Genomic DNA, 22,533 nt, shown 5'->3' on the forward strand with positions numbered 1-22,533 from the left:
ACAATTCATCAAACTTGAAATGCTCGAAGATTTCACGCGCATCTTTGGAGAATGACTGCACGTACTTCTCAAGGTTCGCCTTGATGTTGCTTTGGCCCATCTTGCCAAGGTTCATTGGCGAAGTATTGAAGAACGACAGGCCATCTGGTTGCGCTGGTGATTGCGTTGCTCGTAGCAACATTTTTTCGCGCTGGTTTTCATCCAGTGGATCTTTACCTGCGGCAACCATCGTTTCGCTTAGTGTATCTACTTTTGAAATTTCAGCGAGTACCGCATCTTTGCTCGGCTCAAGTACACACTCAAGGCGACGAAGGAGGGTAAACGGCAAGATAACACGGCCGTATTGAGATTGTTTGAAGTCACCGCGAAGGAGGTCAGCCACAGACCAGATAAAGGCAGCGGTTTGGGAGAAGTTGTTGTTTGTCATAAAAAATCTCTGAACTAGCCAAAATTTGAATAATTCAGAGATTGTATCGCAAAGATATGAAGATGTACGCAGATTTGGGCAGGTTATGCCTAACCTACTAATCCAACTACCGAAAATGTAACTTACATCATTCTATCTTCAACCATTTCTATTGAACAAAAAGCGTCATAGCAAAGACTTTTTATTGATTTTCGCCCCTGTTGATAACTTTTCATTTCATTTTGCTCTACAAACCAGATATTAACTGAATCATCTAAAAACTTTGATTTAAGAGCTTTACGAGCTAATTTGCAGAACTTCACGTAAATTGAAACATCAGATTCTTCTTTAGCTGCTTGGTAGAAAAGTTCTTCAAACAAATCGCCTTGAGCCCTCTTCTGACTTGAAATTTCATCGGATTTATCGATGATTTCGTCAGCAATAGCATGTTGAGCATCTCTTAACTCATATTCTTCTATAAATCCTGAAAGCTCATCACCGCTCAAATCAAATCCATCAGTTAATATGTCTTCAACAACATCATCACCGAAAATCATTGATAGGACCTCATCTTTATCCATCAGAGATAGTTGAAGTTGATCCATTTGTTGAAATTTAGACTCTTGTTTTTCAAGTTGCTTATAGACCGCAACAAGCCTTTCATAAGTATTAAATCTATTATTCCTTTTTAGTAACCGTTCAATTTCCAACCCCATATTTTCTGTTACTTCGCTTTCTAACGACTTAATAATTAGACCATTACTCAATCCTAAATATTGAGCTAGACCTTCATTAGTGAGATTTAAAGCATGTCTACTTGCTTGTAACTCTATTGGAGTCATAATAACATTCCTTTCAACATATGAAACAGTTCTAAAAATAGCCTATAAAAATTTTCACCATGCTATTGAACTGTTGAGTAACTTACAGCACTTAAAATCAAAAATAAAGATTTAAATCAATAGAAATATAAAAAGAAAAAAGTAAAGCGATAAAGTGAAATTGTGGTAATGAATAGTAAAAATCAAAAAGTAAACCAATAAAGTGAAAAAGTCGTAAAATATTAAAAATTAAAATATCTGAATCAACCAAAATCAGTCATTCAGATATTCATCGGTAATTAATAATTTAAATACAATTCAAGACTTATTATAACAATCAAAGGTTGTCAGTTTTATTATCCACAAAATCAGCCACTTTCATACAAACCACTTTTACACATTCATTAACAAGCTCGTCCTTCTCATTTTCAGATTTTGCTTTAGGTAAATTAGTTCGGATAAAAAAGGCAAAGATATATTGATCAACCATCTTGTGTAGTAGTTGACATTCATCATCAAAATAATTAATAACATCCTTTTTCTTTACATTTTCAATAACTAATTCTTTTACTACCTTATGTAGAAGTTCTTTACTATTTATCATAATATTATTTTATTTACACTTATAACTTAATGAACAAATATCTACTAATCAAACTTTATTTTATTACCGCTTTTTCTATTTATGGTATCAATAATACTTTCAACTAGATTCTTAGTTTCGCTATCTATCACACCCCTGTCTATATTATTTATTTCTTTTACAATTCTATTATATTGTCGATTCATTTGCTTATGGTCATTATATCTAAAGGCCAATAACCACTTTTCTGACTGGTTTGTTATTTTTGCTATTAGTTTGAGTGATTGCTTTTTCTGTTCTTCTATTTTTTCTTTTTCTCTAGCTTGTTTTACCACCCATTTAGGCACTCGTTTTTTTGCTGAATTTTCATAATTTTTCGTAGGTATATAATCATAATTGCTAATTCCTAATTCTTTCTTTACAGCATCGTTAAAGCTTAACTTAGAGGTTCTTATCACTCCACGTTTCTGTAGTTCCCTTAGGTAAAGCCCATTATTAGTATATTTACCAATAATCACATGCATATGATCACCAGCACCACGTTCCTGATCTTGAGCTTGTTGATGCACCACAGCTCGAACAATGCCGTTAAACTCGGTACTGGGTACTCCCAGTGAACAAGCAATATTGTGGATGACTCGCTTTAAAATATTTCGCCATTGTTCGGGGGATGGTCGAATCTGCTTTGGTAAGGTAAATACAAACTCCATGCCCGGTGTTGGTGGTCTACCTCCTTTACGCTTCATTGCTTGTTTAAGTTTATATTTTTCACATTGATAGTTAATATTTAAACTAGTTACCTCATTACCAAAAACAGAGATAATATTTTCTGTCTTTTTATGATTTGGATGATTTTTATCATTTAAATATATTTCTCTAGCATTGATGTTCTTTACAGATTCAACAGTGACCGTCCAGTTTTTAATTGCCATTTTATTTTTAGCTTAATATTAAAACAGCAATTATCAAAAATAAAAACCAAACTATTATTATGCTCGTAGTCAAGATAGGCAAACCGAAATAATTCCATTATTGTCGTTTATGTTTGCCTACTTGCCAGATTGAATATCCCTCTGGACTCCCTTATTTTTTTACTTGGAAGGGGAAATAGCAGTGACGCTCTCTCCAGCCTTCACTATAATAATCGAACTGCAAGAGCGATTTATCTTTCCCACGAATAAAGCCTCTTTTCTTCGCTTCTGTTTTCGATAAAGTAATAGTGTTGATATCAATTCCAAAAACATTCTTCAATAAAGTACATTGACTTGTATGAAGATACACCGAATGTTTATTCTTTATTCCATTAGCTAAGCGAAAAAGAATCTCTATAGCTTGTTCTTCTTTTTTATTGTATTTCATCATCGTTGTTTTTTTCTTTTTAATTTTATTCATAATTTTTCTTCTATAAGTAACATTGCATTCGCTGCCACTGAGCTTTTTCTTCTGCAATTTTGGCTTCCATGTAGGAAGCTAAATCATTAATCGAAACGAGCCATGGACTTTTCTGTGACTCGATAAGTCGAAAAGCAGGAAAAGGTAGCTCATGGTTCTTAGCTAAAGTACTCGCTCGCTTATAGCCAATCTTGAGAACTAATTCGCATAGTTTCTCAAGTTCAATTGCAGGTTTAACACCAAATTGCGCAGCCAAAAGAAATTTAATATCCAGATTATTCAGATCTGACATAAGAAGAGCCTCGTGTTTAAGTTCTTATGCTTATTAGTAAGATACTGAACGATAGAATCAATAGGAAAATCAAAAGGAAAACGTAAGTGATTCTTTTAGAGTGGATAATTTTTTTTGAGGGGTTTGATTGTATTGGCAGGACTGATACTATCGATCACAGAAATGAGAAAATTTGGCTGTATTTGAGACTACTATAGAAGTTACGCGATAGTGTTTTCATCCTATCTGATGTCCCCTATTTGTCCCCTTCTTTTTGGTGCTAATCTTAATGCATTGAAAAATAATGATTAATTTTAACTTTCCACCCAATCCAACATTGGTGCTACGGAGAGCCTGCAAGAATGAGTCATGATTTCAACACCCGTTTTTATGTTACCAAGGTCGAGCGCAGCAGTACGCCCAAAAAATAAGTCGGGTATTGTATACCCAAGTCACCTTAAGGTGCTAGTTTCCGCATGAAGTTCTTGGCCATAAAACCAATCCGCAGATGATGTGAATACTGTCTCCAGCAAAGAAGAAGTGGTCGATTAAAACGATTTCTGCACCGTCTTACCATTCTGTTATGACCACTTCGTCACGATGCGAGGAGCGATTTGCTTTAATTCATGATTTTCGCAGTGATAGTAGGTAAAATGAAATATCTCTAGACGAACTTCGTAGAGAAAGAATTTATAATTAAGCACGTCCAATAGTTATGGTGAAAGGTTTGACCCCAACAATCATTGAACAAGTTGAAAATATCTGCGCCGAGCGCGGAGTAAGATTGACTCCCCAGCGCCGACGTGTGTTTGAACTTATCTGTTCGAATCGCAGTGCATCAAGTGCGTATGAGCTATTGGAGCAATTAAAAGAGAGCGAACCACAAGCGAAACCACCTACGGTTTATCGCGCCCTGGACTTTCTCCTCGAGCAAGGCTTTATCCATCGAGTAGAATCAACCAACAGTTTTATAACTTGTTGTTCTTTCAATACGCAACAACACTTTTTTCAATTACTAATTTGTGATAAATGTGGTGCTGTTGTTGAACTCGAAGACGAAAACTTGATCGCCCTGTTAGCTAAAAATGCTGAAAGGCATGGATTCAAACTCACTAATCAAGTTATTGAAACACATGGTGAATGCCAAGCCTGTGCTTCCGAAACGAAAGAATAAGTATAGAAGACCAATATGCGCGCTGAATTTGTAAACCCGTTTTTAGCTTCTTTAATGAACGTGCTGAAAACAATGGCTTCTCTGGAGCTGAAGCCTCAAAAACCTCGAATCAAAAAAGATGAAATCGCACGAGGTGATGTTTCAGGTTTAATAGGCATGGTTGGTCCGCAAACTCGTGGCTCAATGTCGATTACCTTCGATGAAGCGTTAGCATTGGAAATCATGCAAAACATGCTTGGAGAGCGCCCTAACGGACTCAATGAAGAAGTGACCGATATGGTCGGTGAAATCACTAATATGGTGACAGGTGGAGCAAAACGAATTCTGGCTGAGAGTGGGTTTGATTTTGATATGGCAACGCCGGTTGTGGTTTCTGGCCGAGGCCATACTATTCGTCATAAGTGTGAGGGCTCGATTATCATCATGCCTTTCTCCTCACAATGGGGAAATGCGTTTATCGAGATTTGCTTCGAATAACCCTCTCTATTAATGAGTGAAACTAACGCACTCAACTCAGAGATTCAAAAAAGGTCAGCAATTGCTGACCTTTTTTATTCTAATCGTGCATTAGGCTTTGAAAGCTTTGAATGCGTTGATCAGACCATTTGTAGAGCTATCGTGTGAACTGATTGCCGATTCATCAGCTAGCTCTGGCAGGATTTGGTTTGCTAGTTGTTTACCTAGCTCAACACCCCATTGGTCAAAGCTGAAGATGTTCCAAATAACGCCTTGTACGAAGATCTTGTGCTCGTACATTGCGATCAGGTTACCTAGCGTGCGAGGTGTGATTTGCTTAACTAAGATAGAGTTAGTTGGGCGGTTACCTTCAAATACTTTGAATGGAGCGATTGCCGCTACTTCTTCTGCATTTTTACCAGATAGTACCAACTCTTCTTTCACTGTCTCTACACACTTACCAAACGCAAGCGCTTCTGTTTGTGCGAAGAAGTTCGACATCAGTTTCTGATGGTGATCGCTTGCTGGGTTGTGGCTGATTGCAGGTGCAATGAAGTCACATGGGATCAGCTTAGTACCTTGGTGGATTAGCTGGTAGAACGCGTGCTGGCCGTTTGTACCTGGTTCACCCCAGATGATTGGGCCAGTTTGGTAAGTCACAGCATTACCGTCACGGTCAACGTATTTACCGTTTGACTCCATGTTACCTTGCTGGAAGTACGCTGCGAAGCGGTGCATGTACTGATCGTAAGGCAGGATAGCTTCAGACTCTGCGCCGTGGAAGTTGTTGTACCAAATACCGATAAGCGCAAGTATCACTGGGATGTTGCTTTCCAGTTCTGTTGAGACAAAGTGCTTGTCCATCTCGTGCGCGCCATCAATTAGCTCAACGAAGTTGTCGAAGCCAACGGCTAGTGCAATTGAAAGACCGATTGCAGACCATAGTGAGTAACGACCGCCAACCCAGTCCCAGAATTCAAACATGTTGTCTGTGTCGATACCGAACTCAGAAACTGCAGTTGCGTTAGTAGAAAGTGCCGCGAAGTGCTTAGCAACGTGAGCTTGATCGCCAGCCGTTTCCAAGAACCAATCACGAGCAGAATGCGCGTTCGTCATGGTTTCTTGAGTTGTGAATGTTTTAGAAGCGATCAGGAATAGTGTTGTTTCAGGATCGACTTTCTTCAGTGTCTCTACGATATGAGTACCATCAACGTTCGACACGAAGTGCAGGTTTAGATGGTTTTTGTATGGTGCCAGTGCTTCCGTCACCATGTAAGGACCAAGGTCAGAACCACCGATACCGATGTTTACGATATCTGTAATCGCTTTACCAGTGTAACCTTTCCATTCACCGCCAATCACACGCTCTGTGAAAGACTTAATTTTTTCCAGAACGGCATTTACAGCTGGCATTACGTCTTCACCATCAACCATAACCGGTGTATTCGCACGGTTACGCAGAGCGGTGTGCAGAACAGCACGACCTTCTGTTTGGTTGATCGCTTCACCACTGAACATCGCTTCGATTGCAGATTTCAGCTCAGTCTCTTTAGCAAGAGTGAACAGGTGCTTCAGAGTTTCCTCATTGATGAGGTTCTTTGAGTAGTCGACAAGAATGTCTGAGCCGAAACGTGCAGAGTATTTGTCAAAACGATCCGCGTCTTGAGCAAACAGCTCTTTTAGATCCATATCTTGTGCAGATTCGAAGTGCGCTGTTAACGCTTTCCAAGCTTGTGTTTGCGTTGGATTGATATTTTTCAACATGGTCTTTATCCCGATGTTACAGTAGGTTCCATTCCTTACAGTCTAGCGAAAACTGCGGAATCCCCGATTTAGCAAAAAGAATTTAAATGTAGATGTTTGGGCGTTTTGCCACAAAACAAGTCTTTGTAATTTTTTTTCAGGCAACAATTATGACCGAGAGCATTTACCCTCACATTGAGTTAGGTCACGTTAGCTGCCCTGAATTTGAACAATTCATTCATAGGTATAGAATAATATCATCAAGTAATGACAGGCTCTAATTGGATTAGAATAGACGCCAAATTAGAAATGTCCAAAGGAACGCGTATGTGGACGCAAAAAACACTAAATTTAAAATCAAGAAGTCGCGGTTTTCACCTGATTACTGATGAAATTGAACAACAATTACCGCAAATAAGTACTCTTTCAGTAGGTTTGTTACACCTTTTTATTCAGCATACCTCTGCGAGTCTGACCTTGAATGAGAACGCTGATCCCACCGTTCGTATGGATATGGAAGCGCATTTCAATAAGTACGTTCCTGAGCGCGCCTCTTATTATCAGCATACTTATGAGGGAGATGACGACATGCCTGCCCATATTAAAGCATCACTACTTGGCAGCAGTGTGACGATTCCAATTCAGAATGGTCGCTTGGCGTTAGGAACTTGGCAGGGCATATACTTAGGTGAACACCGAGATTTTGGTGGCGGCCGTCGCATCATCGCAACGATAAATGGTGAATAAAAAATAGGGGCTAACGCATTGGTTAGCCCCTATTCTTGAATTGCTATTATCCGTAAGTTACTTTGAATATTCCATTTCGACACGTGGCGTTAGCTTGGTCACTAACTCATACGCTATGGTGCCAATGTGATGAGCCACTTCCTCAACGGGTAACTCTTTGCCCCACAGAATTGCTTCATCACCGACTTGGTCTTTCGCATCCGGCCCAAGATCGACGGTCAGCATATCCATCGAGACTCGACCGGCGATAGGCACTTTACGCCCGTTGACCCACACTGGTGTACCATTCGGCGCACCTCTTGGGTAACCGTCGCCATAACCAACCGCAATCACACCCACTTTGGTGTCTCGCTCACTGGTCCAGGCTCCACCGTAACCAACACTCTCGCCTTTTTTCACTTCACGCACTGCGATCAGGTGAGACTTAAGCGTCATCGCGGGTTGGTAACCTAAATCTTGTGCCGTTTTATCCCCAAACGGAGATACGCCGTACATGATGATTCCCGGACGAACCCAATCGAGGTGGCTTTGTGGCCACGCCAGTAGCCCCGCTGAGGCTGCTAGTGAACGCTCACCATGACAGCCCTGCGTCAATGAATTAAACAGTTCTATCTGCTGAGATGTGATTTCACTGTCTAACTCGTCAGCACAACCAAAGTGGCTCATGTAACGCAGCGGTTTAGCCACATTAGGACACGCTTTGAGTCGTGAGGCTAATTCATCAAACTGCTCAGGGCGTACCCCCAGTCGGTGCATGCCACTGTCAATTTTGAGCCATACCACCACTGGTGTTTCCAGCTCGGCTTGTTCAAGAGCTATCAACTGCTCTTCACAATGCACAACGGTTTGGATGTTATTAGTCACCAACACAGGTAAATCACCCGAAGAATAAAACCCTTCTAATAACAAAATTGGCTTCACGACACCGCAAGCTCTCAGTTGCAGCGCTTCTTCAATACGCGCGACACCAAAAGCGTCGGCTTCACCAGTCTGCTTTGCTACGTGACGCAAACCATGGCCATAACCGTTGGCTTTCACCACTGCCATTACTTTGCTGTTTGGCGCTTGAGCTTTAACTCGACGTAAATTGTGTTGTAACGCAGACAGGTCAATACATGCCTTCGCGGCTTTCATGTAGCTCATGGCATTACTCATCATCAATGTCGAATGCTGGACCTGCATAATTGTCAAAGCGTGAGTGTTGTCCTTGGAAAGTGAGACGTACAGAACCGATTGGACCGTTACGCTGCTTACCAATAATAATTTCAGCAGTACCTTTATATGCGCTATCTGGGTGGTAAACCTCATCACGGTAAATAAACATGATCAAGTCGGCATCCTGCTCGATAGAGCCCGATTCACGCAAGTCCGAGTTTACCGGACGTTTATCTGCACGTTGCTCCAAAGAACGGTTTAGCTGCGAAAGTGCCACAACAGGTACATTCAATTCTTTCGCCAGCGCTTTAAGCGAACGCGAGATCTCAGCGATTTCCAGAGTACGGTTGTCCGTTAACGCAGGCACTCTCATCAACTGAAGGTAGTCGACCATGATCATGGATAAACCACCGTGTTCACGGGCAACACGACGAGCACGAGAACGTACCTCTGTCGGCGTTAGACCAGAGCTATCGTCGATGTACATGTTTTTCTTCTGCATCAGGATACCCATGGTAGAAGAAATACGCGCCCAGTCTTCATCATCCAGCTGACCGGTACGAATTTTAGTTTGGTCAACACGCGACAAGGATGCCAGCATACGCATCATCAACTGTTCAGCAGGCATCTCCAACGAGAAAATCAGCACGGGTTTATCTTGCTGCATTGCCGCGTTTTCACACAAGTTCATCGCAAAAGTGGTTTTACCCATCGATGGACGTGCCGCGACAATAACCAAATCAGAACCTTGTAGGCCTGCGGTTTTCTTGTTGAGATCGGTAAAGCCAGTGTCGACACCTGTTACACCATCCTGCGGAGTTTTATATAACAACTCGATACGCTCGAGGGTTTTTTCCAGGATGTTGTCGACGTTTTGTGGCCCTTCGTTTTCACTGGTACGAGACTCTGCAATCGCGAAAACTTTACTCTCCGCTAAGTCGATCAAATCTTCTGAACTGCGGCCTTGCGGATCATAACCCGCGTCAGCGATATCGTTGGCCACGCCAATCAAGCCACGAACGATCGCACGCTCGGCAACGATATCGGCATACGCATTGATGTTAGCCGCACTCGGTGTGTTTTTCGCTAAGTCAGCTAAGTAAGCAAAGCCACCCACATCATCTAACTGCTCGTGACGTTCGAGGTATTCCGACAACGTGATAAGGTCGAGTGGTTTGCCATCTTCAAGAATGGTTTTTACACCTTCAAAGATAAGGCGGTGTGGACGGCTATAGAAATCACTGGCGACAACGCGCTCGGCAACGGTATCCCAACGCTCATTGTCCAGTAAGAGACCACCAATCACTGATTGCTCTGCTTCTAGTGAGTGAGGTGGCACTTTGATTGCGTCGACCTGACTATCTGAAGGTTTGCGATTTCTGTTTTCCGCCATGATTTTGCTCGATAACTACTAATGACCCAAGATTATAACCTTAACCCAACAGAGATGCTCCCTTGAAGCGAAAATTACTTGTTAAGAATCGGAATGCGTTCGGTTGAAAGACATTTTGATAACTAGGTCCGCTGGATAGTTAAAGCCCTAAGATAAGTGCCTACTTTATGGGAGATTTTAGCTTCTTTAATGCTGTAATTTTGCTCTTTACTAAGATTTCGTTAGCCTAACCAGGTCTAATAAAATTTAACCTACCATTGACCAAAGCGAGCATCTGTATCAGTATCATGCCCCTCCTTTTCATTACGTTCGAGGTTTATGTGTCCCGATACTGGTTACTAAGCGTTAGCATACTATGCGTGGGAGCATCGTACGCTGATGAATCAGTACAACCAGAGCAAACTATTGATGTGCCAGATCCACTGCAAACAGAAGTGGAATTTGGTTATCAAGCTCACACAGGTAACACGGACTCTCGTTCCCTGAATGCTCGTTTGAGTGCTGAATACATATCTGGTCGACATCGTTCTTATGGGGAGTGGAAATACTACAACCTGTATAAAGACGGTGAAGAAGATAAACGCTCCTCCACTTATTCGGTGCAGAGCGACTACAAACTCGGCCCTAGAACCTATTTGTACAGCAGCTTTAAAGGCGTGGATTCACGCTATAGCGCGTATTTTAAAGATTACACGCTTTCCGGAGGTCTGGGTTACCAGTTCTCCTACACGGAAGATCTCGTATTAGAGGTCGAGGTAGGTCCGGGTTATCGTTACCAGGAGCCTAATCTGGATGAAATAGATGACGACGATATTGTATTTCCGGATATCGTCCGTGAAGGGATCTTTCGTGGTAACCTGAACGCAACTTGGCATGCATTGGACAACCTGAGTTTCGCAGCCGATCTCACGTTAGTAACCGGTAGCAGTAATACCAGCTTGGATAGCGAGTTCAGTGTCACTAACGACATTACTGAAGATATTGCGTTAAAACTGACTCACTCTCGTCAATATCACGACAGAGTGCCTGAGGGGTTAAGTAAAGCGGATAGTGTTTTCTCGGTAAATTTGCTTTTCGTTTTCTAATATCCATTTACCGTTCATGCCCAAACATCAGACATAAAAAAAGCACCTCCGAAGAGGTGCTTTTTAGTATTTCGTCTTGATACTGAATTACTCAGCAGCAACAACTTGTAGGTTCACAGTTGCGAAAACTTCAGAGTGAAGTTGAACGCTGATCTCGAACTCACCAGTTGTACGTAGAGCACCTTCAGGAAGGCGAACTTCGCTCTTAGCAACTTCAACGCCTGCAGCTGTAATAGCGTCAGCGATGTCACGAGTACCGATAGAACCGAATAGTTTGCCTTCGTCACCAGCTTTAGAAGCGATAACAACAGCTTCTAGAGCGTTAACTTTCTCAGCGCGAGCTTCTGCAGCAGCTAGTTGCTCAGCAACTTTAGCTTCTAGTTCAGCACGACGTGCTTCGAACATTTCAACGTTGCCTTTAGTAGCCATAACTGCTTTACCCTGTGGGATAAGGAAGTTACGAGCGTAACCAGATTTAACGTTAACTGTATCGCCAAGAGCACCTAGGTTACCGATTTTATCAAGTAGAATAACTTGCATTGCTTAATCCTCTTTCTTAATAAACGGAACCGATTACTGATGCTTGTCAGTGTACGGTAGTAGAGCTAGGTAGCGTGAACGCTTGATAGCACGTGCTAGTTGACGCTGGTACTTAGCGCTTGTACCTGTGATACGGCTAGGTACGATTTTACCAGCTTCAGTGATGTAGTTTTTAAGAGTTGCTACGTCTTTGTAATCAATCTCTTGTACGCCTTCTGCAGTGAAACGGCAGAATTTACGACGACGGAAGAAACGAGCCATGGGCTATCTCCTGATCTTAAATTTGAGTAATGTTGTCGGCATGTAACACTAATTTCCCAACACCATTTCGGCCGGTCTGATAAGCGACAAAGCCACTTACCTTAATGTTACTACCTTGTACTAAATTCTGAGTTATTGCTTGTGACCCAAGCCCGCTGACTACAACCGGCATACGACAATAAACTTGTCTCGGTAAATCAGCTTCGATAACAGTAGAGCGATGCTCTAGCCAAAACCGACAGTGTTCAATGCCACCAGGGCTTTTACTACGAATGGGCGGTTTGGCAATAGTGCCGCTCAGCTCCATTCGATTGGTCATAACAAATATTACTCAGCAGCTTCTGACTTAGCTTCAGGCTTAGCTTCAGAACGCTCTTCACGACGTGGAGCACGCTCTTCTTTTTGCTTAAGCATGATAGATTGCTCAGTGATCGCTGCTTTAGTACGCATGACCATGTTACGTAGAACTGCATCGTTGAAACGGAAAGCAGTTTCTAGTTCATCAATTACAGCTTGGTCAGCTTCAACGTTCATTAGAACGTAGTGAGCTTTGTGAAGCTTGTTGATTGGGTAAGCCAGTTGACGACGACCCCAGTCTTCTAGACGGTGGATTTTACCGCCAGCTTCAGTGATAGAACCAGTGTAACGCTCGATCATGCCAGCAACTTGCTCGCTTTGATCTGGGTGCACCATGAATACGATTTCGTAATGACGCATTGGTTGCTCCTTACGGATTATTCAGCTTCCACAATTGGCTCAGTCGTCCAGAGGAAGCAAGGAACTAAAGATAATTGACTGAGTTTTAAGGAGCACGAATAGTACAGAAAGGACGCAAATTAGGCAAGTGATTATTTGCTCAGCGCGGTGGATATTTTCTTTTCGCAAAAACCAGAAACAACAAAGGCTGCCACTCATTGGACAGCCTTTCAAATCAGCAGGTTAAATTGCTTATCTTACCTGTGATAGCTCTTCACGCATTTGGTCGATCACGGCTTTGTAATCTGGCTGACCAAAAATCGCTGACCCAGCAACAAACATGTCTGCGCCCGCTTCAGCAATTTCACGGATGTTGTCCACTTTAACGCCACCGTCGATTTCCAGGCGAATATCACGACCTGATTCATCGATCATCTTACGTACCGCGCGTAGCTTATCCATTGTATGAGGAATGAAAGACTGACCACCAAAACCTGGGTTGACCGACATCAGCAGAATCATATCTACTTTGTCCATAATGAACTCAAGGCTTGCCAACGGCGTTGCCGGGTTTAGTACTACACCCGCTTTACAACCGTGCTCTTTGATCAGCTGCAGAGTACGATCAACGTGCTCAGACGCTTCAACATGGAAGGTGATCATCGATGCGCCGGCTTTCGCGAAGTCAGGAATAATGCGGTCAACAGGCTTAACCATTAGGTGAACATCGATTGGTGCAGTGATGCCGTAATCACGTAGCGCTTTACACACTGGTGCACCAAAAGTCAGGTTTGGCACATAGTGGTTATCCATAACATCGAAATGCACGACATCTGCACCCGCTGCTAGAACTTTTTCTACGTCTTCACCTAGACGAGCGAAATCTGCGGATAAAATGGATGGAGCAATAAGAAAATCTTTCATACCTGACCTCAGTAGTGACGAGCAAACAGCAAACCAATTTGCGCGCAATTCTACCGAAGCCAGTGGGGAGATCCACTATTTAGAACAAATAGTGTGAGAACTATGAAGAAGAGCTGTCTGAATCAGGGGTATTAAAAAGCGCCAGCAGTTCATCAACTTTATTTCGACCACTGCCATTACGGCTGATGGTGCGCTTCACTTTTACCACGCTCAAATCCGCTCCGTGGTATAAACGACGCGTTAATGTTGTATCGTGGTTTGAAATCAGTACCGGAATGCCGCGTTCAGTGGCGGTTCTTTCCGCGATATCGGCTAGTGCCGCCTGATCATCGAGCGTAAACCCATTTCCTGCATAAGAGGTGAAGTTTGCGGTATTTGAAAGCGGCGCATACGGCGGATCGCAGTAAACAACGCTGCCTTTACGCGCACGACGAAACGTCTCGGGATAGCCTTCACAAACAAACGTGGCTTTCTTGGCTTTTTCTGCAAAGAATTCCAGTTCAGCTTCAGGGAAATACGGTTTCTTGTATGACCCAAACGGGACATTGAAACCGCCTTTTTTGTTGTAACGGCACAGGCCATTAAAACCAAAACGGTTCATGTAAAGAAAAGCAAGTGAGCGATACATCACGTCGTCAGTCTTATTGAACTCAGCGCGAATACTCAGATAAGCTTCTTTGCGGTTATTTTCGGCTACGAACCAACGCTTCGCTTCAGAGATATACTCCTCCGGACGCGCTTTAATAAGGTTATACAGATTGATCAAATCCGGGTTGATATCAGCCAGTAAATACTGATCGTAATCTGTATTCAAAAAAACAGAGCCAGCGCCAACAAAAGGTTCAACTAGCTTTCGAGCCGGTGGTAAATGACGTTGGATGTCTTCAACCAGTCCGTATTTTCCTCCTGCCCACTTTAGAAAGGCTCGTTGCTTTTTCATCTACTGCTCTATCTATCGACCCAAAATTAAGGTTGCGGAATGTAACATATTTTTCAGCGAAGCTCAGGTTTATTTCACGCGGTCAATTTCACGCTGTACCTGGCCTAAAGATTTTGCCCATGGACTGAGCGACTTAAGTGAATCTGGCAGCGCTTCAACGGCATCACGAGCCAATTGAATTGACTGATAATCTCGGTAGGTGATGATAAACCATTCCACTTCATTACGGACCGTTGGATAAATACGCACTTCGTTATTCAACTGATACTCATCAAGGAATATCTGTACATCTTCCATTGAGGTCATCGCAGCAAGTTGGATGGTATAAGCGCGAGGTGACAACGCCTTTAGCTCTTCGCGAGCAAATGAAAACTTAACAACGGACTTAGTCGCCGTCACCGATGATTCAGCGTTTTGCACTGACGAAGCATCATTTGGCTTCACCACTTTTATCAGAGACGAGTTCGTCTCTCCTTGAGCTGGTGTTGTCGCTTCTTCAGCTTGTTCGTCGTCAGATCCAGCAGGTTGTTCTTCTTTGCCTTCAAGCAGGGCGTCAACAACATCAGACTCAATCACAACACGTTGGTGCGTATCATCAATACCGACACTGGCCACCTCTTCGGTGACTGTTGGTGGTAATGAGTCAGAATCATCACTTGCATTAAAAGCACCTGAACCAGTGGAATCACCTGTCACGGAAGTCAATCTACCACTTTCCGTCTCCGATAAAGTTGGGATCGCCGTTTGTTCAATGTTACCGGTCAATTGTTGCGCTCTATCATCTGGGCTCGGTTGGCTGAACATCCACCAATAACCACCAGCGACCAGCAATAACAACACCAAAATTACCAGCGTAATCTTGAGCGGGCTGCCGACAATTGAGCGGATAATGATCCTTTTTTCCACTTTCATCTCTCCTAATGCCATGATGTCACCCGGGATCGGAGCCACTCTCTTAAATGCATCCCGAACTCGTTTTTCCGATTGATCATCCACATACCGTGCAACTAAAAACTCGAAAAAGCGACGAGCTTCTACTTCAGACAGCATATCGATATCCACCTCAACCGGCTTTATTTCCAACCCGTAGCTTATACGCGAAAGTACACCATCTAATCGGCCTGGTGGAGTGAACAGCAATACATTGATTGTCCAGTTCGGTTTTTCCTGCGCCTGCAACACGAGTGTCCATAACTCTGAAATCAGAGTCGCACTCAACAACTGTGCATCATCAACGACAATGACGATATCACAACGCTCGTCACCTAATACCCGCTCGAGAGTATCAACCAAAGGCTCCTGTTGGTTGAATAACGCGTCGGATAGTAGTTGGCTCAATATGAGAATGCGATGCTGAAGATCATCTTGATTTCTATGACAAAGTAGCAAACATTGGTTTTTGTTGCTGGCACCCACTTCAAGATATCGTTGTGCCAACCAAGATTTACCAAAGCCAACATCGCCATTTATCACGATCAGATTAGAACCAAAGTTGGTTAATAACCTCAATCGCTCTAATAGCTCTGTTTGAGAATCTAATTCCAGACCGTGAGCAGCACTCATCTAATAACCGTAAATCCACAAAAGAATGACGCCCAACGGCGCCATTACAAGATTAAATATTCCGACCAAATTCGATAGCTTGCTTAAGCACTTCTTGAGTCGTATCAGCGATGACCTCAGCAGTACCAATGCCAGTAGGTAAAACTAACCTTAGTTGACCAGAAAGAACCTTTTTATCGCGCATCATATGTTTGATAAAGTCGTCGAAGCTCATGCTATCCGGCGTATGCACTGGTAACTTAGCCCGGCGTAAAATCGCCACAATACGTTCAAATTGCTCTTCAGAAATAAGTCCACGCAAAAGCGAAGTTTTTGCAGCCATTACCGTGCCGGATGACACTGCTTCACCGTGCAGCCAGTTACCATATCCAAGCTCAGCTTCAATCGCATGACCAAAGGTGTGGCCTAAGTTTAGTAACGCGCGAATGCCGGACTCTTTTTCATCCTGAGCCACAACTTCCGCTTTAATTTGGCAACAACGAGCAATCGCGTAAGTTAGTGCATCTTCATCCAACGCATACAGACGCTCTAGGTTTTCTTCCAGCCAAGCAAAGAAATCTGCGTCGTAAATGATGCCGTATTTAATGACTTCAGCAATACCCGCTGCGAATTCACGCTCAGGCAACGTAGACAAGCAATTGGTGTCAATGATTACCGCTTTAGGTTGGTAAAACGCACCAATCATGTTTTTCCCCATAGGGTGATTGACCGCAGTTTTGCCACCGACCGAGGAATCTACTTGAGACAACAAGGTGGTTGGAATTTGAATAAAATCCACGCCACGCTGGTAACACGCAGAAGCAAAACCAACCAAATCACCGATAACACCGCCACCGAGTGCGATAATAACCACATCACGCGCATAGCTTCCTTCTAGCAGAAAGTTCATGACCTGATTAAACACTTCCAGGTTTTTGTACTTCTCGCCGTCAGGCAGTTCTAGCAACGATGCGCTGCATCCAAGTTGTTCTAGTTGATTAAGAATTTTATCTGCATACAAAGGGGCTACCGTGACATTACTGATCACGACCACTTTTTGATTTGCATTTTTGTTTGAGAGAACTTGAGAAAGGTACGCCGGGTCCTCAAACAACCCGGCGCCTATAGAGATTGGGTAGCTACGCTCAGCTAGATTGACCGTAATCCGTTCCATCGGTGTGCTCCAATTTAAAAAAGATAAATACTTATCTCTCTTCTAGCATTTTTACGATCTGGTTGGCTACCACTTTTGCACTCTGATCGTCAGTGCGAACAGTGTAATCCGCTACTTCTTCGTATAGAGGGTTACGTTCTTTAGCTAATTGCTCCAATACTTCACGAGGACTATCCGTTTGAAGTAGTGGACGCTTCTTGTCACGGTTAGTACGCGCAAGTTGCTTTTCAATCGTCGTTTCTAGGTAAACAACAACACCACGTGCAGAAAGGCGGTTACGGTTTTCTTTACTCTTTACAGAGCCACCACCCGTTGCAAGCACGATGCCTTGCTCTTGTGTTAGGTCTTCAAGCACCGATTCTTCACGCTTACGGAAGCCTTCTTCACCTTCTACATCAAAAACCCAAGAGATGTCTGCACCAGTGCGTTCTTCGATCACTGTATCGGAGTCAACAAACTCCATATGCAGCTGCTGTGCTAGATGTCTACCAATTGTACTTTTGCCGGCGCCCATAGGCCCAACAAGGAAAATATTACGTTTCTCAGCCATGTTTAGCAGTAATTTACAACATTGATTCAATAAGATCGCCACAAGAAAACACAGCTAAGCCGCTGTTCTACAAGGCTTGTGGCACCAATTCCTCACAGATAATTCGTGATAAGACCCGAAATTATCCAAGCATGGTGCCACTAATGCAACTTTATTTTTGATCTAATCTTCTTTTTGCTCACTTATGGCTATTGAATAACAACCTTTGGTGTAACGAAAATCAGCAGTTCACTTTTACCAACTTTTTCATAACTTCTGCGGAAAAGTGCACCTAATAACGGCAGATCACCGAGTAATGGCACCTTATCGACAGAGTTAGTAATGCTGTGTTGGAAAATGCCGCCAAGAACAACCGTCTCACCGTTGTTGACTAAGACTTGAGTCCCGATTCTCTGGGTGTCTATTGTGACCGCTTCGCCAGTTCCCGTTTTTACCACTTGCCCCGGTCTGTCCTGAGTAACACTTAAATCCAGCACCAGACGATTATCCGGTGTAATTTGGGGCGTTACCTTTAAACTTAACACCGCTTTTTTGAACGTAATGGTTGTCGCACCACTCGATGATGATTCTAGATAGGGAATTTCAGTACCTTGTTCTATATAAGCTGGTTTTTTATTAGTCGTAATTAAACGAGGGCTTGAGATGATCTCTGCTTTCGATTCCTGCTGCAGCGCAGAAAGTTCCAGATCGAGCAAAGTGTCAGAGCCCAACTTGGCTACCTGAAACGCAATGCTGGTTGCGCTCGGGTTAGTAGCGGCCAGGTTGACGTTAAGAAAATCATCAATTCCAACACTGCCGCCCTCGCCCTCTTCACCATCACCTTCATAAAGGCCAATGGTTGCCAGATTATTTTCAATCGAGCCACCAACGGTGTTATTGCCGTTGATGGAAGAGAATCCCCATCGAATGCCGAGTTCATCCATATTCCCTTCACTGACGGTGACAATCCTCGCTTCGATTTGGACCTGCTTAACCGGAATATCGAGTGATTCGATAATGTCACGAATAACTAAGATATTCTCTGGCAACTCTCTGACCAATAGTGAGTTAGTGCGCTCATCAATCGTCATGCTGCCTCGCTCAGAGAGCATGCTGATATTGCCTTCACCATTAATCATCTCAGCGATATCGGATGCTTTGGCAAAATTCACTTTGATGATTTCAGACGACAGTTCGCCCATTTCCTCTTCAAGTTGCTGCTTCTCTAGTTGCTGCTTCTCTCGAAGGTCAAGTTCATCGGTCGGCGCGACAAGAATGACATTACCATCAACTCGCTTATCCAAACCTTTTACTTGCAGAATAATGTCCAAAACCTGCTGCCAAGGCACACCATCAAGTCGCAGTGTCAGGTTGCCTTCGACAGAGTCTGATACCACTAGGTTAAACTGGTTATAGTCGGCAATGAGCTGTAAGACGTTACGTACCGGGATATCCTGGAAGTTAATCGATATCAGTTTGCCTTCTTTCTCTAAAATGCTCTTATCTGGTGTTTTTTCATCAGACTTGAGTTTACTGACCGTGATTTCCAAATAGCGCCCTGCCAAGCGGTAATCATGGGTGTAATCATCACTGATATGCGTGACCAAACGAGTCGTCGAGGTATCACGAAAGACTTCCACGCTGTCCACTACCGTTGAAAAGTCTTTTACATCGAGGAGATATAACTGCTCATCTTTCACTGACGTATTAAGCAAGTCGATGCTCAGTCCTTCCTGAACCCGCTGAATATCGACTATCGACGCTGGGGAAGACAGTTCCACCACAATCACCGCGTCTTTGTCCTTGTTCGTGCGAAAGTCGATACTCTTTAACGCATTAGACATCCCGCCATCAGCCAAAGCAAAAGGGGTGAAAAGTAAAACTAACCAAAAGGATAAGAGCCCAGTGAGCATCCTTGGTGTACGTGTAAGTCCTTGTCTCATTATCATCACTCAATATCAAAAATAATTAGAGGTTTATCTATCTCAAAGCCAGCTTTACTTTGCGTTTCTGCCAGCAACCCAAACCATCAGGCAGCGTTTCGTCGATCAGTAAGTAAGAATGGGTAATTTTGGTGACCTTACCGTTGTTACGTCCGAGATACTGACCGGGAGCGACTTTGTAAACCGTTCCATTCGGAGCCTGCACAAGCCCGGAGACTGTGCTTCCTATCCCCATAACGCCTTTCAGCCTTAGCTGACTTAACGGAACTTTTTCTAACTTGCCAGTACGAGTTCTGGATGGCGGCTGCCAGCAGTCTTTTCTCGCAATAGGTTGAGTCGCTATCGTCGCCTCTCGGGGTAATTCAAAAGGCGCTCTCATTATTTGCGGTGCGTAGGCAACCGCGACATATTGGTCCGATGGTTTGAGCTTCTCAACATCCCGCCTCGCCTGATTTTCAACGTCACGAATAAAGTCCGTTAACGACTCATCATTTGCCTGACACCCCACCAGCAACATTCCCATCAGAACCATCAGCAAAGATTTATTTTTCATCTTTCTTTTCCTCTGGCTTGAACTGATAGGTATGTGCTCTTACCCGGAAGTGCAGCGTTTCACTCTCCTGACTGACGCGTTGCCAAGTCACATCTTGAAAAGTGATGATGCGTGGTAAAGTTGCAATCGCTTGTGAGAAACGGCCGATGTCATGAAAATCACCGGTTAACTCGATGTTAAGTGGCAGCTGATACAAAAAGTGATCAGACTGCTTTTCTCCCCAGTCAATTCGCGTGAAGGTCAGTTTATTGTCTATGCCGAGCTCATTGACGGAAGCCAGCATCGTGGCTAACTCTTTTTGGGCGGGTAATTGCTGCAACAACAACTCGTAACGTGTAGTCAATTCATCTAACTGAGATTGGAGCTGCGGTAATGCGGCAACCTTGTTGGCTTTAATTCGTAACGCAACTTTGAGTGTTTCTTCCTGCTGGATGAGGTCATTTAACCGCTCTTCCTTAGGCACTAGGTAGAACCAATAGCCGACACCTTGGAGTAAAAGAATGAACAAACTAATGGCTAGCAACTGAGGAATTAAAGGCCACTCAGCAATCTCATCCATTTCCAGATCTTGCCAATTAACCATGCTGACCTCCCTCTTCCTGCTCTACCGCTTTAAATATGAAAGACACTTTGAAGGTCTGAAATTCTTTACCGAAGCGTTCTTTGCCATGGACAATAGAGTGCATTTCAACGTCCAATAGTTTTGCCGAACGCTCCATGTTATCGAGCATGGTTGCCAGACGTGGTGTGCTATCAGAAATCCCCGCAATTTCGATTTCCAGATCATTCATTTTGATCTTATCGACGTAAACACCTTCAGGAATAACAGCAGGCATCAGGTTCATGAACTCTGTGGTTTTGTTGCGACCATTTTGCAAGCCTTCGACCACCTTCAAACGCTCTAATATTTTGCTATGCTCTTGCTCGGCAATTTTCATTGCTTCAATACGTTGATCAAGTTCCGTAATATAGTGAGTAAAGTAATCGAGTCGGTCTTGCTGCTGATCTTGTTGGATCTCATAAAACTTCCCAATCCCCCATTGAATACCAACAGCACAAAACAAGCCCAGAATGAACATGCCAACAAAACGACGGCGATGTTCTTCTCTTTGGTTCTCCCTCCAGGGCAATAGGTTAATTCGATGTAGCACGATGACCTCCCAACCATTGAATACCTCGTACTGCCAAGCCAGCAGCGGTTGAAAAGTGCTGCCACTCTGCCGCTCGACGCTTACGTTTAGCGACGTTCATTTCAAATAAGCCTAACGGGTTCAGTAACTCGCACTCTATCGCCAATTGATGAGATAGCTCCTCAGCCAGCATTGGCGTTGTTGACCCTTCACCGGATAACCAAAGACCTTTGATGTTTTGTGACCCGTTAATGGACGTATAAAGCTGTATCTGACGTTTGACACGATCGACCATCTGACGATTGAATTGATTCGTTTTGGCTTGTTCTTCTCCGGTCAGAGGGCTTTCCTGCACAGAGCACTGAATGGAACCTGTTCCACAGGCAAATTCTTTATGGAACAACTCGTTTTGCTCGGTGAACATCGTGAAAGAGCTCGACACAGAACCAACATCAAGCAAACCGTAGTTGTTTTTATCTGGAAAACGTTCTGCGGCCAGTTTCCATATCTGCCCGAGGCTTTGTGAATGGACCTCGACGAGAACAGGTTTAAAGCCGGATTTACGTATTGCTTCAACCCGACTCTCCACGACATCTTTACGTGTCGCAAAAACTTGGTAGCTAACTGGCCCTCGCAGGCCTCCTTCATGATTAAGACGGACGAAGTCCAGACTCAACTCATCTACGGGGAATGGAGATTGATGAGAAAATGCCTGCACGACCGCGAACTCTATTTCGTTCTCTTCAAGGTCTTGTTCAATGTGCAGTTTTTTGCTGATAACCGCATTATCAGGCACTGAAATTGCCACTCTGCTTGCGCCAAATGGCAGGTCTTTTTTCACCTGTTTAAGGGTATTTACAATTTCTTGATGATTTATGGTGTTATTTTCAGCGACAATACCATCCTTAAGTAATATTTCTTTGTAACCCAACAAGGCGAATTGCTCGCCATTGGGTTTAAGTACGACGGCTTTGAGGCTGTTATGGCCTATATCGATGCCTGTAACGATTCGCTTATCCATCTTCTACTCTCGCTCCGAAATTTCTTCGCGCAAAGGTTGTTATTAACGCCCAAA

27 protein-coding genes are annotated in these 22,533 nt (G+C 43.4%); 4 read left to right on the forward strand and 23 right to left on the reverse strand.

Going from position 1 to position 22,533, the window contains the following annotated elements; all coding sequences use genetic code 11:
• From L9Q40_RS14100 to L9Q40_RS14125, 6 genes are all read right to left on the reverse strand, one after another.
• The coding region (locus L9Q40_RS14100; RefSeq protein ID WP_498793660.1) for a type I restriction-modification system subunit M N-terminal domain-containing protein at nucleotides 1–427 on the reverse strand (427 nt) is incomplete at its 3' end.
• Between the two features lie 122 nt (nucleotides 428–549).
• Entirely contained in the window at nucleotides 550–1,248 is a 699-nt protein-coding gene (locus tag L9Q40_RS14105) for a hypothetical protein (RefSeq protein ID WP_498793661.1), read from the reverse strand.
• Nucleotides 1,249–1,564: 316 nt separating this feature from the next.
• Nucleotides 1,565–1,831: a hypothetical protein gene (locus tag L9Q40_RS14110; RefSeq protein WP_498793662.1), complete on the reverse strand. Its 267-nt coding sequence runs from the start codon at nucleotides 1,829–1,831 to the stop codon at nucleotides 1,565–1,567.
• Nucleotides 1,832–1,875: 44 nt separating this feature from the next.
• Complete coding sequence (locus L9Q40_RS14115; RefSeq protein WP_498793663.1) at nucleotides 1,876–2,742, reverse strand: hypothetical protein; 867 nt, start codon at nucleotides 2,740–2,742, stop codon at nucleotides 1,876–1,878.
• A gap of 151 nt (nucleotides 2,743–2,893) precedes the next feature.
• Nucleotides 2,894–3,202 (reverse strand): hypothetical protein, encoded by a 309-nt coding sequence (locus L9Q40_RS14120; RefSeq protein WP_498793664.1) that lies wholly within the window; start codon nucleotides 3,200–3,202, stop codon nucleotides 2,894–2,896.
• A 10-nt stretch (nucleotides 3,203–3,212) separates the two neighbouring features.
• Nucleotides 3,213–3,494: a pyocin activator PrtN family protein gene (locus L9Q40_RS14125; protein WP_498793665.1), complete on the reverse strand. Its 282-nt coding sequence runs from the start codon at nucleotides 3,492–3,494 to the stop codon at nucleotides 3,213–3,215.
• A 694-nt stretch (nucleotides 3,495–4,188) separates the two neighbouring features.
• On the opposite strand from L9Q40_RS14125, the gene zur reads away from it, so the two are divergent.
• Nucleotides 4,189–4,647 (forward strand): zinc uptake transcriptional repressor Zur, encoded by a 459-nt coding sequence (zur, locus tag L9Q40_RS14130; RefSeq protein ID WP_498793666.1) that lies wholly within the window; start codon nucleotides 4,189–4,191, stop codon nucleotides 4,645–4,647.
• A gap of 15 nt (nucleotides 4,648–4,662) precedes the next feature.
• Nucleotides 4,663–5,124: a chemotaxis protein CheX gene (locus tag L9Q40_RS14135; RefSeq protein WP_005381269.1), complete on the forward strand. Its 462-nt coding sequence runs from the start codon at nucleotides 4,663–4,665 to the stop codon at nucleotides 5,122–5,124.
• Between the two features lie 90 nt (nucleotides 5,125–5,214).
• On the opposite strand, the gene pgi is transcribed toward L9Q40_RS14135, so the two are convergent.
• Nucleotides 5,215–6,867, reverse strand: a complete 1,653-nt coding sequence (pgi, locus tag L9Q40_RS14140) for a glucose-6-phosphate isomerase (protein WP_498793667.1) — start codon at nucleotides 6,865–6,867, stop codon at nucleotides 5,215–5,217.
• A 306-nt stretch (nucleotides 6,868–7,173) separates the two neighbouring features.
• Between pgi and L9Q40_RS14145 the strand changes: the two genes are divergently transcribed.
• Entirely contained in the window at nucleotides 7,174–7,593 is a 420-nt protein-coding gene (locus L9Q40_RS14145) for a secondary thiamine-phosphate synthase enzyme YjbQ (RefSeq protein WP_420658170.1), read from the forward strand.
• A 57-nt stretch (nucleotides 7,594–7,650) separates the two neighbouring features.
• Here L9Q40_RS14145 and alr read toward each other — a convergent pair whose 3' ends face one another.
• On the reverse strand, nucleotides 7,651–8,727 hold the full coding sequence (gene alr / locus L9Q40_RS14150) for an alanine racemase (RefSeq protein ID WP_498793680.1): 1,077 nt from the start codon (nucleotides 8,725–8,727) through the stop codon (nucleotides 7,651–7,653).
• Nucleotides 8,728–8,740: 13 nt separating this feature from the next.
• Complete coding sequence (locus L9Q40_RS14155) at nucleotides 8,741–10,141, reverse strand: replicative DNA helicase (protein WP_020334607.1); 1,401 nt, start codon at nucleotides 10,139–10,141, stop codon at nucleotides 8,741–8,743.
• Between the two features lie 320 nt (nucleotides 10,142–10,461).
• On the opposite strand from L9Q40_RS14155, the gene L9Q40_RS14160 reads away from it, so the two are divergent.
• On the forward strand, nucleotides 10,462–11,226 hold the full coding sequence (locus L9Q40_RS14160; RefSeq protein WP_024372658.1) for a DUF481 domain-containing protein: 765 nt from the start codon (nucleotides 10,462–10,464) through the stop codon (nucleotides 11,224–11,226).
• Nucleotides 11,227–11,313: 87 nt separating this feature from the next.
• On the opposite strand, the gene rplI is transcribed toward L9Q40_RS14160, so the two are convergent.
• From rplI to pilM, 14 genes are all read right to left on the reverse strand, one after another.
• Entirely contained in the window at nucleotides 11,314–11,766 is a 453-nt protein-coding gene (gene rplI / locus L9Q40_RS14165) for a 50S ribosomal protein L9 (protein ID WP_065297445.1), read from the reverse strand.
• A 33-nt stretch (nucleotides 11,767–11,799) separates the two neighbouring features.
• Nucleotides 11,800–12,027 (reverse strand): 30S ribosomal protein S18, encoded by a 228-nt coding sequence (gene rpsR, locus L9Q40_RS14170; RefSeq protein WP_000090472.1) that lies wholly within the window; start codon nucleotides 12,025–12,027, stop codon nucleotides 11,800–11,802.
• A 16-nt stretch (nucleotides 12,028–12,043) separates the two neighbouring features.
• The gene (gene priB / locus L9Q40_RS14175) at nucleotides 12,044–12,346 is read right to left on the reverse strand and encodes a primosomal replication protein N (RefSeq protein ID WP_014233141.1); all 303 of its coding nucleotides are present in this window, start codon (nucleotides 12,344–12,346) and stop codon (nucleotides 12,044–12,046) included.
• A gap of 8 nt (nucleotides 12,347–12,354) precedes the next feature.
• Nucleotides 12,355–12,744 (reverse strand): 30S ribosomal protein S6, encoded by a 390-nt coding sequence (rpsF, locus tag L9Q40_RS14180; RefSeq protein ID WP_014233142.1) that lies wholly within the window; start codon nucleotides 12,742–12,744, stop codon nucleotides 12,355–12,357.
• 231 nt (nucleotides 12,745–12,975) lie between these two features.
• Complete coding sequence (gene rpe, locus L9Q40_RS14185) at nucleotides 12,976–13,647, reverse strand: ribulose-phosphate 3-epimerase (protein WP_014233143.1); 672 nt, start codon at nucleotides 13,645–13,647, stop codon at nucleotides 12,976–12,978.
• Nucleotides 13,648–13,747: 100 nt separating this feature from the next.
• The gene (locus L9Q40_RS14190; protein WP_498793669.1) at nucleotides 13,748–14,587 is read right to left on the reverse strand and encodes a Dam family site-specific DNA-(adenine-N6)-methyltransferase; all 840 of its coding nucleotides are present in this window, start codon (nucleotides 14,585–14,587) and stop codon (nucleotides 13,748–13,750) included.
• A 69-nt stretch (nucleotides 14,588–14,656) separates the two neighbouring features.
• Nucleotides 14,657–16,150 carry an SPOR domain-containing protein gene (locus tag L9Q40_RS14195; protein WP_498793670.1) on the reverse strand — a complete coding sequence of 498 codons (1,494 nt, stop codon included), beginning with the start codon at nucleotides 16,148–16,150 and terminating at the stop codon, nucleotides 14,657–14,659.
• Between the two features lie 52 nt (nucleotides 16,151–16,202).
• Nucleotides 16,203–17,303, reverse strand: coding sequence for a 3-dehydroquinate synthase (gene aroB / locus L9Q40_RS14200; RefSeq protein WP_014233146.1), 1,101 nt, complete (start codon nucleotides 17,301–17,303; stop codon nucleotides 16,203–16,205).
• Between the two features lie 31 nt (nucleotides 17,304–17,334).
• Nucleotides 17,335–17,853 carry a shikimate kinase AroK gene (aroK, locus tag L9Q40_RS14205; RefSeq protein WP_014233147.1) on the reverse strand — a complete coding sequence of 173 codons (519 nt, stop codon included), beginning with the start codon at nucleotides 17,851–17,853 and terminating at the stop codon, nucleotides 17,335–17,337.
• Nucleotides 17,854–18,041: 188 nt separating this feature from the next.
• Nucleotides 18,042–19,745, reverse strand: a complete 1,704-nt coding sequence (locus tag L9Q40_RS14210; protein ID WP_498793681.1) for a type IV pilus secretin PilQ — start codon at nucleotides 19,743–19,745, stop codon at nucleotides 18,042–18,044.
• Nucleotides 19,746–19,812: 67 nt separating this feature from the next.
• Nucleotides 19,813–20,328, reverse strand: coding sequence for a pilus assembly protein PilP (locus L9Q40_RS14215; RefSeq protein WP_020334614.1), 516 nt, complete (start codon nucleotides 20,326–20,328; stop codon nucleotides 19,813–19,815).
• Nucleotides 20,318–20,911, reverse strand: coding sequence for a type IV pilus inner membrane component PilO (locus tag L9Q40_RS14220; protein ID WP_014233150.1), 594 nt, complete (start codon nucleotides 20,909–20,911; stop codon nucleotides 20,318–20,320). The genes L9Q40_RS14215 and L9Q40_RS14220 overlap by 11 nt, the downstream gene beginning before the upstream one ends.
• Nucleotides 20,904–21,479 carry a PilN domain-containing protein gene (locus tag L9Q40_RS14225; RefSeq protein ID WP_498793671.1) on the reverse strand — a complete coding sequence of 192 codons (576 nt, stop codon included), beginning with the start codon at nucleotides 21,477–21,479 and terminating at the stop codon, nucleotides 20,904–20,906. Before L9Q40_RS14225 ends, L9Q40_RS14220 begins: the two co-directional genes overlap by 8 nt.
• Nucleotides 21,463–22,479, reverse strand: a complete 1,017-nt coding sequence (gene pilM, locus L9Q40_RS14230; protein WP_498793672.1) for a type IV pilus assembly protein PilM — start codon at nucleotides 22,477–22,479, stop codon at nucleotides 21,463–21,465. Before pilM ends, L9Q40_RS14225 begins: the two co-directional genes overlap by 17 nt.
• Nucleotides 22,480–22,533: the final 54 nt, after the last annotated feature.

This window comes from Allocatenococcus thiocycli, from assembly GCF_921292965.1.
GTDB classification, from domain to species: Bacteria; Pseudomonadota; Gammaproteobacteria; order Enterobacterales; family Vibrionaceae; genus Vibrio; species Vibrio natriegens.